Source organism: Methylorubrum sp. B1-46 (genome assembly GCF_021117295.1).
GTDB lineage: Bacteria > Pseudomonadota > Alphaproteobacteria > Rhizobiales > Beijerinckiaceae > Methylobacterium.
On sequence record NZ_CP088247.1, the window covers coordinates 1,565,001 to 1,578,489 of the forward strand.

Below are 13,489 nucleotides of genomic sequence, written 5' to 3' on the forward strand. Positions count from 1 at the left end.
GCGAATCGCGTCGCAGCCTTCCCGCGACGTCGCGGCAAGCCGCTGGCCCCTGCCGCGCGATGCAGGGAGGATCGCTCGAACGGCTGCACCTCACCGCGGTCGGAGGATTGTCGAGGACGATGAGAGTCGTGCCATCGGACCGGCTTGGTGAGCCTGGACTTCCGGCCTCTTTTCGGAGGGGAAAGGACGAGCCGGCAGTGAGGCTTGACCCCGGCCCAGTCCCGTGCCTTTTGGCCCTTCTGGCGTCGGACTCCGTAGCTCAGCTGGATAGAGCAGCCGCCTTCTAAGCGGCAGGTCGTAGGTTCGAGCCCTACCGGGGTCGCCAAACTCTGTGGCTGGCGATGGGTCTTAGCTCAGACGTCGAGCGAGGGGCGCCGGACCGATTGGGCCTTGTCGCCTCAGGGCGCGAGCAGCCGGTCGTAGAGCGCGATCAGATCCTCATCCTGATCCGCCGCGGATAAAAGCAGGCGGCGGTGGACTCGTACGGAACCGTTTGGGATCGGCATCAATGCGCTGGAACACGGCGCACAACCCTTCCGAAAATCGACATGGACCCGGAAGCCGGTGACGCCCTCGTCGATGTCCTCGCCGATGGCGCCGAGCTGGCTTTCCACGACCCACAATCCCGCCGCGTGCGCCTCCCGCGCACCAGCCCGAAAATCTCGGGTCAGAGCGAGGGGGCGAGCAGCACGTCCATCTCGGCGTAGAGGCGGACGTGGCCCGTCTCACTCTCGTGTCGCGTGACGGGTGTCAGGCGCGGGACGCCGTTCGGAATCGCGATCGTCTGCGGAAAGCCCGCGTTGCGATAGATCTCGGCGAAGGGCTTCGACACCGCCGTGACGGTCGCCGCCGCGTCGAGCACCCGCGCCAGCCCGCGTCCGCGCGCGATGGCGCCTGTCGGGGTGACGGAGCGACTCGTCGCGTCGGCGAGGATGTCGGGCGTCGGCAACTGCACCAGCCCATCCTCGTCGATGAGGAACTGTCAGTCCGAGATCCGCCACACGTCGTGAACGGTGACGATGGAGGGAATTCCCTCCGGCCCGCACCACCTCGACCACACTGGCGGTCAGGTGCTGCACGCAATGGGCATGAACGCGGTCGGGCTCGAAGCGATCGAGCCAGGACCCGAATTCCGAGCGGATGCTCGGGTTGAACCGGCGCCAGCCCATGTTCCGTTCGCGCGGCGTGGCGAAGCGGAAAACGGGAATGCCGCGATAGGCCTCGATGCAGGTCTGATAGGGAGGCTCGGCCTTATTCCCGGATGGCGGCGAGCCGGGCGGCGGCGGCGTGCAGAGCCGGATCGTCACGCGAGCCGCTCAGCGCGTAGGCCGTCCTGCCGTTGCGCCAATAGGCGGTCGTCCCGTCGCTCGAACGGGCCACCGGCTCGCCCCCCTCAGCCAGCGCCAAGCCGCTGCTGTTCTTGGCAAACAGGGCCAGCTCGCCGATCTCGGCCGATTGAATCGACACCTCGATCCCGGTGCCCTTGCGGCTCGGGAAGATTTGCACATCCCGGACCACCCAGCCTTCCGGCAGGGGCGGCAGATCGACACCGGTCGCGGCCTCGAGATCGGCCGGGTCATAGGCAGAGGCGACGGGCTGGCTGGTCGCGCGGGCACGGATCTGGACCGCCTCGCGGGCCTGCTTCGCCTCCTCGGCGAGCGACGGATCGATCGGCGAGGCGAAGGAACCGGGCACGCCGAAGCTGCCGCTCTCGGTGTGGGCGAGCCAACCCGCCCCGACCAGCACCACGACCGCCGCCGCCCGGCGCAGCCGAGAGCGAACCCTCTGCCACGCGAAGGCGCGATCGATCCGGCGCGCACCCGCGCGCAGCCGCTCCGGCGGCAGGCTCGGCACGGACAGGAAGGCTTCGCGCAGGGCATCGCGGTCGCGCAGATCGGCCATGACCTGCAGCGCATCCTGGGGATTGCGCGCGAGATGCGCCTCGACCTCGACGCGACGCATCGGATCGAGTTCGCCATCGACATACGCGATAAGATCGGTTTCCGTGACTGGATCGACCATCAGCCCACTCCGACTGCCCTGCCTACCACCGTCCAGCCCGTCGCTCGCCGGTGATATCGTGTTAACGGTTCGCCCGGCCCATCAATTCCCGCCGACGACGCGCAGATGTGCACGGCCGCGCTCGGGACCGTCGTCGGAAGAAGAACCCGCCTTGCCCTTCTGGTTGCCTTCCTCGAAGGCGCGCAGGGCGGCCCGGCCGCGACCGAGCCGCGACATCAGGGTGCCGATCGGTATGCCCAGCACTGCCGCCGCGTCGGCATAGGCCATGCCTTCCAGCGTCACGAGGTGAAGCGCGGCGCGCTGCTCCTCGGGCAGGCTCTCGAAGGCCTTGCGGATCTGCATCAGCCGCACCTGCCCTTCCTGGGCCGGCGGAGCCACCTCTTCGGAGAGTTGGACCAGCACGTCGGCGTGGCGCGCCTCCACCCGCTTGCGGCGCTGCTCGTCGATGAAGACGTTATGCAGCACCGTCATCATCCAGGTGCGCAGGTTCGTGTCGGGCCTCAGGTTCGCGCGCGATTCGAGGGCGCGAACCATGGTATCGTGAACGAGGTCATCCGCCTTGAGCGAATCCCGCGTCAATGACCGTGCGTAGCGCCGCAAGGGCACCAGCAGGTCGACGATCTCGGAGCGTTTTGAGCGCGTTCTATCGAGCACCATAAACCGTTGACGTCTGCCTGAAGGCTTTAATCCGCCCGGCCCGCGCCGATGGCGAAAATTCCCGAAAAAAATTTCGGCCGATGGGGCCTGCCGGATTTCTTCTCACCACCCACGAACCGGCCCCGGCAAAATGAACACAGCCCCGGCCCGGATGTCGAATCCGGTCCGGGGCTGTGTTCTTTCCGGCCTGCCTCGGCCGGTCATGCCGGCGAGGCCGCAGTGTGAGAGCGCGCTCTCAGTTCCCCTCGTCGCCCGGCTCGAACACCTCGGGCTGGGTCGAGGCTGCGCTGGCGACCGGAGTCGGCGCCTCGATGGTCGAGGGCACGTTCACGCCGTCGCGCTTGTAGATGTCGTCGCGGAACTGCACCGTGCCGTCCGGGGTCGCCCAGGCGGTGATGTAGGTCCAGTAGACCGGCACGGGCTGCGTCATGCGCGCGTCGATGCGCTGGCCGCTCTCCACCGCGCGCTCGACCGCGGCGCGGTCCCAGCCGGGCGTGTCCTTCAGGAGCCACGTGATGTACTCGCGCACGTTCTGCACGCGCACGCAGCCCGAGGAGATGAAGCGGAAATCGTCGCCGAACACGCCGCGGGAATTGGTGTCGTGCATGAACACGCCGTGCGGGTTCGGGATGTTGATGCGCACGACGCCCATGGAGTTGAAGTCGGCGCCCGAATCCTGGCGGTAGGTGTAGCGGGTGCCCTCGTCCGAGTTCCAGTTCACGGACCGCGGCGAGATCTCCTGGCCGCCCGAAAGGATGCGGATCTTGTTGTCCGTGAGGTAGTTCGGATCCTTCTGCATCTTCGGGATCAGGTCCTTCCTCACGATCGAGGCCGGGACCGTCCAGGTCGGGTTGAAATTGATCTCGACCGCCTTGGCATTCATGATCGGCGACTGACGGTCGATCTTGCCCACACCCGCGGCGTGCAGCGTCACGACCTGTCCGTTCTCCACCGTCTGCACCAGCGCGGCGGGGATGTTGGTGATGACGAAGCGCCGGCCGAGATCGCCCGAATAGGAGCGCAGGCGGATCACGTTGGTCTCGAGCTGGCGCAGGCGCACGTCGGCGGGCACGTTCATGGCGGCCTGCGTCGCCGGGCTCATCTGGCCGGTCTGGGAAAGGCCGTGCCGGGCCTGGAAGCGCTTCACGCCGGCCGCGACGTAGGAATCGTAGGTGCCCGCGCCGCCGGCCGTGGCGTCGAGGTCGCCGGTGACGATCAGGCGCTGGCGCACCGCCGCCACCGCCGGGCCGCGGGAGCCGATGCGCAGGCCCGCCGCGCCGGACACGGCCTGCCAGCCGCCGCGCGAGACGATCGAGCGGTACTTCTCGACCATCGCCTCGGTCGCCGCGATGGTGTCGGGCGAGAGAATCGGCGTCGAGGAGCGATGCACCTGCATGGTGGTGGGCGCGGCGTAATCCTGCGCCCACTCGGCCTGGGCGAAGCCGGCCTCGCGCGCGAGCGCCGGGCCGGCGAGCAGGGTCGCCCCCAGGAGAGCGGCAGCGAAGGGACGGGAGTGGGGGTGGCGCGCGGTCTGCAGCATCGATCCGGGCTCTGATGGAGGGTGCGGTCGGTGAATCCGGCCAAGGCGCCCGGCTCGAACGCTCCGGTGTCCAAACCAGGGCGTGAAAGCCAAGTCTCGGCCAAGTTCTCGTGCCGCGGTTGTTGCGATCTCGTGGTTAAGAAGCCATGCCGTTCCGGGCCATATTGTGGCGTCCGGGTGTGACGGCGCACGCGCAAGAGATCCCGAGCAAGAGATCCCAGGAGATCCGGAGACGCTTCCGCGGAGGTGTCGAGCGGGCGTGCCGGCGCGCAGAAGAGCGGCGGAATGGCGCCGGCCGGTCCCTCTACCGGAGCGGCGCGAAGCGGCGTAAGGCTCATGTCCATGCCGAACCCACGCCGCGACCGGACCGGAGGAGCGCCGCGCGTCCTGCGCGGGCTGACCGCCGTGGCCGCCCTCTATGCGCTGGTGCTTCAGGCCCTGCTCGGCGGCATCGCGGCCCTTCCCGTCGCGGGTGCCCCCGCCTTCCTCTGCTTCTCGGGCGCGGGAGAGGCTCTCTCCGCCGACGCCGAGAACGACAGGCTCCCGGCTCCGGCCTCCCATCACGCCGGCTGCTGCACGGCTGCGCATCACCCGCCCGCCGCCCTTCCGCCGCCCTTCTCGGCCGCGATCACGTGGCCTGATCGTGAGGCGGCCCGCGCCGACTGGTCCGGTGCCCGGAGCCGGACCGCCCGGCCGCCGCCCTTCACCCTCGCCCATGCCCGGGCCCCGCCGGCCGCCTGACGCGCCCGATCACCGCGATCCCCCGACGTCAGACAACCGGAACCATCCCATGCCCCGCTCGCGTTCTCGCGCCTCTCTTCGCGCAGCCCTGCCGCTCGTCCTGATCGGCCCCGCCCTCATCGCGTCCGCCGCAGCCCACGCCGTGCTCGAACGCAAGGAGGCCGCGCCCAACGCCGCCTATCGCGGCGTCCTCCAGATCATGCATGGCTGCGACGGCCACCCCACCACCCGCGTCAGCGTCACCATCCCCGAGGGCGTGACCGGCGCCAAGCCGATGCCGAAGCCCGGCTGGACGATCGAAACCGTCAAGTCGGCCTATGCCCGCGCCTACCCGTCCTTCCATGGTCAGGTTTCGGAGGGCGTCACCCGGATCACGTGGACCGGCGGCAGCCTGCCGGACGATCAGGTCGACGAGTTCACCTTCTTCGCCCGGATCTCGGACGCCTTCGCGCCCGGCGCGACGATCCACTTCCCCGTCGAGCAGGACTGCACCGAGGGCAGCTACCGCTGGAGCGAGGTCCCGGTCGAGGGCGCGTCGTCGCGAGGGCTGAAGGCGCCGGCCCCGGCGGTTCGGATCGTTGCTGCCGCAGGCGCTGCGTCTCCGGTGGAGCGGGCCCCCACCGTGCCCGCCACGAAAGCCAGGGCGATCGAGATCGAGACACCCTGGCTGCGGGCGACGCCGGGCGGGGCGAAGGTCGCCGGCGGCTACGTCACCTTGCGCAACACCGGCACCGAGCCCGACCGGCTGACCGGCGCGGCGATTCCGCAGGCGGGCCGCGCCGAGATCCACTCGATGACGCATGAGGGCGGCGTGATGAAGATGGCCCCCGTCGAGGGCGGCCTCACGCTCGCGCCGGGGGCAAGCGTTGCGCTCAAGCCCGGTGGCTACCACCTGATGTTCCTCGACCTGAAGGACGGGCTGAAGGCGGGAGAGACGGTCGCGGGCACGCTGACCTTCGAGCGAGCTGGGACGGTGCCGGTGCGCTTCACCGTGGCGCCGATCGGTGCGCAGGGACCTGGCCCACAAGCCCCCGGCACCGCGCCCGATTCCGGCGACCATCCGCACCACCACTGACCGGCCGCGCCGGCCGGCTGTAGATTGTTGTTTTCGCATCGTCTTTTCCCGAAAGCCGGCGGCCGCCTTTCGGGACGATGCTCGATCAGCCGCGCGGGCTCGCGCCTCACCGGATGACCGCCGACGCGGGCGGGGTCCGGGGCGCAAGGCCCGCGCGCCCTCTCTCCTCCACGAATGGAGACACGACCATGCGCCTTCACGCCTTCCCGTCCGCCCTCCTCGCCCTCGGTCTCGCCGTGACGAACCTCGCCGCGACGAGCCCGGCCCAGGCCCACGACTACGCCGCCGGCTCGCTCAAGATCGGCCATCCCTGGTCGCGCGCGACGCCGGGCGGGGCCAAGGTCGCGGGCGGCTACCTCACGGTCACCAATACCGGCGCGGAGCCCGACCGGCTCACCGGCGGCATGATCGAGGCGGCCGGGCGCGGCGAGCTGCACACGATGTCGATGGAGGGCGGCGTGATGAAGATGGCGCCGCTCGCCAACGGCCTGGAGATCCCGCCCGGCCAGACGGTGACGCTCGCCCCCAGCGGCAACCACCTGATGTTCCTCGACCTGAAAGCCCCGCTGAAGAAGGGCGAGCGGGTGAAGGGAACGCTGAGCTTCGAGCGGGCGGGCCGCGTTTCCGTCGAGTTCGCCGTGGAGAGCCTCGCGGCCAAGGCACCGGAGGGCAAGGCCGCCCCGTCCGGGCACGATCATGCGGGGCACGACCATGGCCACTGAACCTCGCCCGGACCGAGCCCCCTCCCCCGCCCCGAAGCGGGGGAGCACGCTGATCCTGATCACCTTCGCGCTGGCCCTCGTCGGCATCGTGGCGGCGACGGTCGCCTTCCTGCCGCGGGGAGACAAACCCTCCGCCGTGTCGGTGGTCGGCGGCCCGTTCCGGCTCGAATCCTCGAAAGGCGGCACCGTCGATTCGCAGGCGTTGAAGGGCAAGCCCTTCCTCGTCTTCTTCGGCTTCACCCAGTGCCCGAACGTCTGCCCGACGACGCTGGCCGATCTCGGCACCCTGCTCGACGCGTTCGCGGCCGAAGGCGGCGACCTCCAGGCCTACTACATCACCCTCGACCCCGAGCGGGACACGCAAGCCGTGATGCAGGAGTACATGGCCTCCTTCACCGACCGGATTACCGGGTTGACCGGCACGCCACAGCAGATCGAGGCGGTGACCCGCGACTACCGTGCCTTCGTGAAGCGCGTGCCGCTGCCCGGCGGCGATTACACCCTGGAGCACACGCTGATGGTCTACATGATGGACCGCGACGGCGGCTTCGCCGGACCGCTCGACCTGAATGCCGGCCACGCGCTCGCCCTGAAGCAATTGCGGAAACTGGTCGCCGACGGCCGCAGCAGCTGAATGTCGGTTTGGCCGGTTCGTTCTGGCAACAGCGACGGTCCACATGCCGAAGAGCTGCACCGGCAGCCCCGAAGCACCCCGTCTGGATCAACCGTCCAGACGTGCTTCGAGGCCGGGCTTGCGCTCGGCGCCTCGGCATGAGGAGATTGCCGGAGAAACCGGGTCGAGCCGGCTCGGCGTCCGGTCGTGTCTCAGTTTGAAATTTTAGCCGCAGCGATTAGTGCCTTCAGCGCTTCGACGGTCAGAGGCGGGCTGCTCGTGTGGACCATACGGTGACAATTCGAGCAGAGGACGGTTACCTCATCCACAGTTACTGGTGGAGATTTCGGTGTGACTTTTGAAATTGGGTTGAGATGATGGCACTCGATGAAGCCGATCCCGATTTCACCATAAAATTTCGAAAAGTCAAAATCGCACGCCCGGCAAATCGATTTGTATTTTTCCTTTGCGGCAGCTACCAAACCTTTGTTGCGCGTAAGTATCTGTACTTCTGTTAGCCGCCGCTCGCCTTCGTTGTATTCCTTTTTATCTTCGTCCTTGTCGATTATGCAGACGTATCCCAATTCTTCTAATTCATATTTTGAGTCCCTGGAATTTTTTTCTGATGGCTTCGTTGGTGGATTTTTTGAAGCTGCGTAGATTGCTTTTAGATCGTAATATTTGCTATTGTAAATGAGATAATAGCTTTTTGCAGAGCGCCCGGAAGCATACCGCTTCAAAAATTGCTCTTTTCCAATTTGATCGTATTCTTTGATGCGGGCTAAAACTGACGCTTTAGTCGCCGTCATTCGATCCCCCTTGCGCTACGCGCGTCTTTTGAGGCCGACGCTTCCCCGGCGCTAGCGCAGCCACCCCGACCAGCGCGGCGATATCTTCCATGCTCCACAGCCAATCCGAGATCCCCGCTGCCATAGTCGGACTCTTCCGATGCTTCTCGTCCGGCTTCACGAAGTTGTACCAGTCGGTGTAGAGCGCCACCATTTGAGCGTGGTTCTTGATGCCTTCAAACTCGTACTTGCCGAGTTGTCCACCTCCGTTGTCTCTCACGGCGCATTTTACTAGGCTTTATCCTTCTGCTTGGCGCCAAGCATACGCCTCCGGAAGGAGCCATGCGAGGGTACGAGACGGGAACGCCGGAACGGCTAAAGTAGCGTCAAATTTCAAAACGGAGACACTGCCCGGCGTCCATCGAGCCCCGTAACGGCACGCCCCCCTTCCGCCGTCCGAGCCGGAAAACAGCCCGGTCCCGATCCCGCATCCATTGACCTCCGCGCGAGCTTGGCCGTAGCTGGCGGCCATGCGAGGGCGCCTGCCGGGATGGACCGTGTGCCGCGCGGTCATCGCCGTGGCCGCGCTCTACGCGCTTGCCCTGCAGGTCGTCCTCGGCGCGGCGGCGCTGGCCGGAACCGTCGGCCCCGATGGCGGCCTCGTCCACATCCTCTGCGCGCCCGATGCGTCGGATCCCGACGCGCCCACGAAGGCGCACACGGCGCACCTGCCCTGCTGCCAGGCCGCGCACGTCCTGCCGAGCCTCGACGTTCCGGACCCCGCCCACGCCGTCGTCGCCTGGCCGCCGGAGCGGATCGCGCCGCCCGCATGGCGGCCTGAGGTCGTCGCCCTGCCCCGCGCCCCGCCCGGGACGCGCCCGAGCCCGCGAGCCCCACCCGTCGCCTGATCGATCGCACCTCCCGATCCTTCAGACCACGGACCTTTCCTCATGCCTTCCCGTCAACGGGCCGTGCCGCGCGCCGCCCTGTCCTCGCGCCTGCTCGCCTCGACGCTGCTCGCCGCCGGCTTCACCCTCGCCGCCCCGGCCTTTGCCGAGTCCCTTGACTCGCCGGAGAGCGCGACCCCTTCCTCGACCACACTTGCCGAGATCAGCGTTTCCGGCACCGGCCGCGCCTCCGCTCCGGGCGAGACGGCCGGCTCGCTGACCGTGCCGAGCGTGGCCGCGCAGCGGGCGGCGGTGAACGCCACCGTCGGCTCCGTCGCCTTCGTCGACGCTGCGAACTTCCAGAACCGCTACGCCAACACCGTGCGCGACGTGCTCAAAGACGTGCCCGGCGTGTTCGTGCAGGAGCGCTACGGCCAGGAGATGCGCCTCTCGATCCGTGGCTCCGGCATCGCCCGCGGCTTCCATGTCCGCGGCATCGAGCTGCTGCAGGACGGCATCCCGCTCAACCTCGCCGACGGGAGCGGCGACTTCTACCAGATCGACCCGCTCTCCTTACGCTCGGTCGAGGTCTACAAGGGCGGCAATGCGCTCACCTTCGGCGCGACCACGCTCGGCGGCGCGGTCAACTTCGTGACGCCGACCGCCTACACGGCCCTGGCGCCGAACATCGCCCGCATCGACGGCGGCAGCTTCAACACGATCCGCGAGCACTTCCAGGTCTCGCGGATCTCAGGCCCCGCCGATGTCCTGATCTCCGGCACGGCGACCAATTCCGATGGATTCCGCGATCACGAGACGCAGCGCACCCGCAACGTGAACGCCAATATCGGCTACCGGCTCGCGCCGGGGGTCGAAACCCGGTTCTACCTCGGCTTCTACGACACCGACCAGAAGCTGCCCGGCTCGCTCTCGCTGTTCAACGCCCTGAACAATCCCCTTCTCGCCAACCCGGTGGCTATCACCGGCAACCAATCGCGAAAGGTGACGACGGAGCGCATCGCCAATCGCACCTCATTCGAACTCGAAATCGGGCGCCTCGACATCGATTCCTGGGCGATTCACAAGAACCTTAACCACCCGATCTTCCAGGTGATCGACCAAGACGGCTGGACCTACGGCGTCGCGCCGCGCTGGGCCGGCACGTTCGATCTCGGCGGCTTCCGCAACGACCTGATCCTCGGCCTGCGGGCGTTTGCCGGCATCAACGAGGCCCGGCAATTCGTGAACGTGGCGGGCCTGCGCGGGGCCCAGACGCTCAACGCGCGCCAGAGCGCCTCGAACATCGAGGCCTATGCCGAGAACCGGTTCTGGTTCCGGCCCGACATGGCGCTGATGACCGGCGCCAAGCTGTTCTCCTCAAACCGCACCTTCAGCGACAGGGGCGGCTTGGCCGCCAACCCCGCCGCGCGCTTTGCCAACATCACCTACGAGGGCATCAACCCGAAGATCGGACTGCTGTGGCAGCCGCTGCCGGACATCCAGGTGTTTGCCGACATCACCCGCTCGCGCGACGTGCCGGACTTCTCCGACCTCGTGCAGACCAACCTGCTGCGCACCACCTTCGTGCCGCTGGAGGCCCAGCGCGCCTGGACCTACGAGGTCGGCTCGCGCGGCCGGATCGACCGGCTGGCCTGGGACGTGACGCTCTACCGGGCGGAGGTGCGCGACGCACTGATCAACTTCACGCCCAATCCCGGCCTGAACATCCCGGCGGCGACCTTCAACGCCCCGCGCACCCGCCATCAGGGCGTCGAGGCCGCCGTGACCCTCGACCTCGCTGCGGATCTGACCGGCATCGGCGACGGGCTCAGCCTGACCCAGATCTGGACCCACAACGACTTCCGCTTCGTCGGCGACCCGGTCTTCGGCAACAACCGCATCGCCGGCGTGCCGGTGAACGTGCTGCGCACGGTGCTCGGCTACCGGCATCCCAGCGGCTTCTACCTCTCACCCACCCTCGACTGGGTGCCCGAGGGCGCGTTTGCGGACCACGCCAACACTCTGAAGGTGCCGGGCTACGCCCTGCTCGGCCTCCAGACCGGCATCGACTTCACCAACGGCGTCTCGCTGTTCGTGGATGCCCGCAACCTGACGGACGAACGCTATGTCTCCGACATCTCGGTGGTGACCAACGCCGCGACCGTGGCGGGCGGACCGGTGGCGTTCTTTCCGGGCAACGGCCGCAGCGTGTTCGGAGGCGTGCGGGCCTCGTTCTGAGGGCCCGAATTTCCCCCGCCGCCGGCTGACGGCCGGCGGCGATTCGCGACTCGTCATCCGGCGCTCGGAGGCCCTCGCCCAAGCCTGAGGGTGCATCGAAACAACGATTCGGGGCCCGTGAGACGGACGGCGCCCTGCGGGCAGCGGGATTTGCGAAACGAGCGCGGACGGCTCGGACGCCCCTAATCACATTTCGCAAATCGGATGGATTGATTTCATCAAAGCCCTACAGCAGACTTACTGTATTCGGTCTTTGGAAAATTTGAGATTTCAGGCAGACATCCCATCAATGCGGGAGCATGGATCATGCCAAATTCACTGCGTATCCTCTGTGTGCACGGTCTTGGCGATCAGCGCCAAAGCAATTGGGACGCAGATTGGTCGAGCGCGATCAAGCGCGCTGTCGGGGCGAACGCCGGTGTTGAACTGGATTTCCGGTTCCTGACCTACGATCCCATCTTCGAGCAGACCGACATCAGCTTTGCGGAGACGCTCAATGCCTTCTGGAAGCTGGCGCGCAGCGGTCTCGGCGGCTTGTTTCGCCAGCCGCGCGGCCCTGTGAGCAATATCTCGGACCGTCTCCGCTGGACCGCCGGCTACGTCGTCGCCTGGGTGGAGGATGAACGGTTCCAGCAGGAAACCCGTACGCTCGTGCTCGATACGGTGCGCGACTACAAGCCCGACATTGTCCTCGCCCATAGCCTGGGCTCTCTCGTCACTTACAACGCCTTCTCACACGCGGATGCGGCGGAAAGCGAGGCGGCCAAGGCGCTCGCCAACACGCATTACGTGACGTTCGGATCGCAGATCGGCAATCCTTTTGTCCTGGGAAATCTGACATATGGACGCGTTCAACGTCTTGCCGTCCGGCACTGGCATCATCTCTACAATGAGCACGACGATGTCTTCACCGCGCCCCTGAGAGTTCAGGGCGTCGACAACTTCAATCAGCTTCTCACGCCGTTCGATCTTCCCGGCTTCGGCGATCATGATGCCGCCGGCTACCTCACGCATACCGTGACGCAAACCTCCTTCTGGACGCCGGTGGTCGATCTCGCGGCCCGTCGTCCCAGGGCGGTGGGGCTTGCGGCGACGGCGGAGGCCAGTCCTTGGAATCGGTCGCTTCCGGCCACGCCCCCCTCCACACGGCGCAAGGCGCTGCTGATCGGCATCGATGATTACCCCGATCCCAGCAATCGGCTGTCGGGATGCATGAACGATGTTTTCGCGATGAGCGCGACCCTGCAGGATTGCGGGTTCGAGCCGGAGCAGATTCGCGTCTGCCTGAACGAGCGCGCCACCGCAGACGGCATCCTCTCCCGGCTCGAATGGCTGGTCGACGGTGCGCAAGCCGGTGACCAGTTGGTGTTCTTTTACTCCGGGCACGGCGCGCGTGTGCCGGAATACGGCCAACAGGAAGAGCCGGACCGGCTCACCGAGACGCTCGTGCCGTATGACTTCGACTGGACGCCGGAGCGCGGTGTGTCCGACGAGCAGATCAACGGCTTCTACGCGCAACTCCCTTACGACACCCAGCTCCTGATGATCTTCGACTGCTGTCATTCCGGCAGCATGCATCGCGATGGCGCTGGTCGCGCGCGCGGGATCACGCCCCCGGACGACATCCGGCACCGCCAGCTCCGATGGAATCGCGAGGAGGAGATGTGGGTCGAGCGTGACTTCACCCCACTCAACAAGGCTTTTGCGAGCCAAGCGGCGAAACGGCAGGCCTTTTTCGGCACCAACCTCGCCACGGTCCGCCTGGGACGCGCCGCCCTGCTCCGCGTCAGCGACCAGAAGAGTTACGATAAGGCCAAAAAGGCGAGCGGAGCACCGACAGGCCCATTCCTCCCTGTCATCATCGAAGCCTGTGGAGAGGAGCAGTATTCCTACGAGTACCGTCACGGCGCGACCAGCTACGGCGCCTTCACCTTCTGTCTCACGTCCATTCTGCGCAAAGAGAAGAACATTACCTTCTGGGACCTCGTGCAGCGTGCGACGGAGCGGCTGGAACGGCTCGGCTATAACCAGAAGCCGCAAATTCTGGGGCCGGCTATCGATCTCGATGCGAAGGTGCCGTTCGAGACAGGGCGAGGCGGCAAGGCGCCCGCCGGCAACCTGCCCGGCTCGGCGACGCCGCGGACCTCCGGGTGATGACCCGGGCACTCCGCAAAGGGCCGCCATGGGTAGACGAGCCCGGCCCTCG

At 67.0% G+C, this 13,489-nt stretch carries 14 protein-coding genes and 1 tRNA gene; 8 read left to right on the plus strand and 7 right to left on the minus strand.

What is annotated here, in order from left to right; translation table 11 throughout:
* The first annotated feature begins 248 nt into the window (after positions 1-248).
* Positions 249-325, plus strand: a tRNA-Arg gene (locus tag LPC10_RS07325).
* A 73-nt stretch (positions 326-398) separates the two neighbouring features.
* On the opposite strand, the gene LPC10_RS07330 is transcribed toward LPC10_RS07325, so the two are convergent.
* The 5 genes from LPC10_RS07330 to LPC10_RS07350 form a co-directional block, all read right to left on the minus strand.
* Positions 399-614 (minus strand): hypothetical protein, encoded by a 216-nt coding sequence (locus LPC10_RS07330; protein WP_231346097.1) that lies wholly within the window; start codon positions 612-614, stop codon positions 399-401.
* A gap of 53 nt (positions 615-667) precedes the next feature.
* Positions 668-955 carry a hypothetical protein gene (locus LPC10_RS07335; protein ID WP_231346098.1) on the minus strand — a complete coding sequence of 96 codons (288 nt, stop codon included), beginning with the start codon at positions 953-955 and terminating at the stop codon, positions 668-670.
* A gap of 296 nt (positions 956-1,251) precedes the next feature.
* On the minus strand, positions 1,252-2,022 hold the full coding sequence (locus LPC10_RS07340; RefSeq protein ID WP_231346099.1) for an anti-sigma factor: 771 nt from the start codon (positions 2,020-2,022) through the stop codon (positions 1,252-1,254).
* A gap of 81 nt (positions 2,023-2,103) precedes the next feature.
* Positions 2,104-2,679 carry a sigma-70 family RNA polymerase sigma factor gene (locus LPC10_RS07345; protein ID WP_231346100.1) on the minus strand — a complete coding sequence of 192 codons (576 nt, stop codon included), beginning with the start codon at positions 2,677-2,679 and terminating at the stop codon, positions 2,104-2,106.
* Positions 2,680-2,914: 235 nt separating this feature from the next.
* The gene (locus LPC10_RS07350; RefSeq protein ID WP_231346101.1) at positions 2,915-4,219 is read right to left on the minus strand and encodes a murein L,D-transpeptidase; all 1,305 of its coding nucleotides are present in this window, start codon (positions 4,217-4,219) and stop codon (positions 2,915-2,917) included.
* A 342-nt stretch (positions 4,220-4,561) separates the two neighbouring features.
* Between LPC10_RS07350 and LPC10_RS07355 the strand changes: the two genes are divergently transcribed.
* The 4 genes from LPC10_RS07355 to LPC10_RS07370 all read left to right on the plus strand — a co-directional run bounded on the left by LPC10_RS07355 (position 4,562) and on the right by LPC10_RS07370 (position 7,391).
* A complete protein-coding gene (locus LPC10_RS07355; RefSeq protein ID WP_231346102.1) occupies positions 4,562-4,960 on the plus strand; it encodes a hypothetical protein in 399 nt (132 codons plus the stop codon).
* 49 nt (positions 4,961-5,009) lie between these two features.
* Positions 5,010-6,035, plus strand: coding sequence for a DUF1775 domain-containing protein (locus tag LPC10_RS07360; protein ID WP_231346103.1), 1,026 nt, complete (start codon positions 5,010-5,012; stop codon positions 6,033-6,035).
* Between the two features lie 188 nt (positions 6,036-6,223).
* The gene (locus LPC10_RS07365) at positions 6,224-6,757 is read left to right on the plus strand and encodes a copper chaperone PCu(A)C (RefSeq protein ID WP_231346104.1); all 534 of its coding nucleotides are present in this window, start codon (positions 6,224-6,226) and stop codon (positions 6,755-6,757) included.
* On the plus strand, positions 6,747-7,391 hold the full coding sequence (locus tag LPC10_RS07370) for an SCO family protein (RefSeq protein ID WP_231346105.1): 645 nt from the start codon (positions 6,747-6,749) through the stop codon (positions 7,389-7,391). The genes LPC10_RS07365 and LPC10_RS07370 overlap by 11 nt, the downstream gene beginning before the upstream one ends.
* Positions 7,392-7,582: 191 nt before the next feature.
* Here the strand turns inward: LPC10_RS07370 and LPC10_RS07375 are convergent, their stop codons facing one another.
* The gene (locus tag LPC10_RS07375; RefSeq protein WP_231346106.1) at positions 7,583-8,179 is read right to left on the minus strand and encodes a hypothetical protein; all 597 of its coding nucleotides are present in this window, start codon (positions 8,177-8,179) and stop codon (positions 7,583-7,585) included.
* Complete coding sequence (locus LPC10_RS07380) at positions 8,166-8,438, minus strand: hypothetical protein (protein ID WP_231346107.1); 273 nt, start codon at positions 8,436-8,438, stop codon at positions 8,166-8,168. Before LPC10_RS07380 ends, LPC10_RS07375 begins: the two co-directional genes overlap by 14 nt.
* Before the next feature lie 277 nt (positions 8,439-8,715).
* On the opposite strand from LPC10_RS07380, the gene LPC10_RS07385 reads away from it, so the two are divergent.
* The 3 genes from LPC10_RS07385 to LPC10_RS07395 all read left to right on the plus strand — a co-directional run bounded on the left by LPC10_RS07385 (position 8,716) and on the right by LPC10_RS07395 (position 13,437).
* Positions 8,716-9,066, plus strand: coding sequence for a hypothetical protein (locus LPC10_RS07385; RefSeq protein WP_231346108.1), 351 nt, complete (start codon positions 8,716-8,718; stop codon positions 9,064-9,066).
* 42 nt (positions 9,067-9,108) lie between these two features.
* Positions 9,109-11,283, plus strand: a complete 2,175-nt coding sequence (locus LPC10_RS07390; protein ID WP_231346109.1) for a TonB-dependent receptor — start codon at positions 9,109-9,111, stop codon at positions 11,281-11,283.
* Between the two features lie 306 nt (positions 11,284-11,589).
* Positions 11,590-13,437: a caspase family protein gene (locus LPC10_RS07395; protein WP_231346110.1), complete on the plus strand. Its 1,848-nt coding sequence runs from the start codon at positions 11,590-11,592 to the stop codon at positions 13,435-13,437.
* The last annotated feature ends 52 nt before the right edge of the window (positions 13,438-13,489 follow it).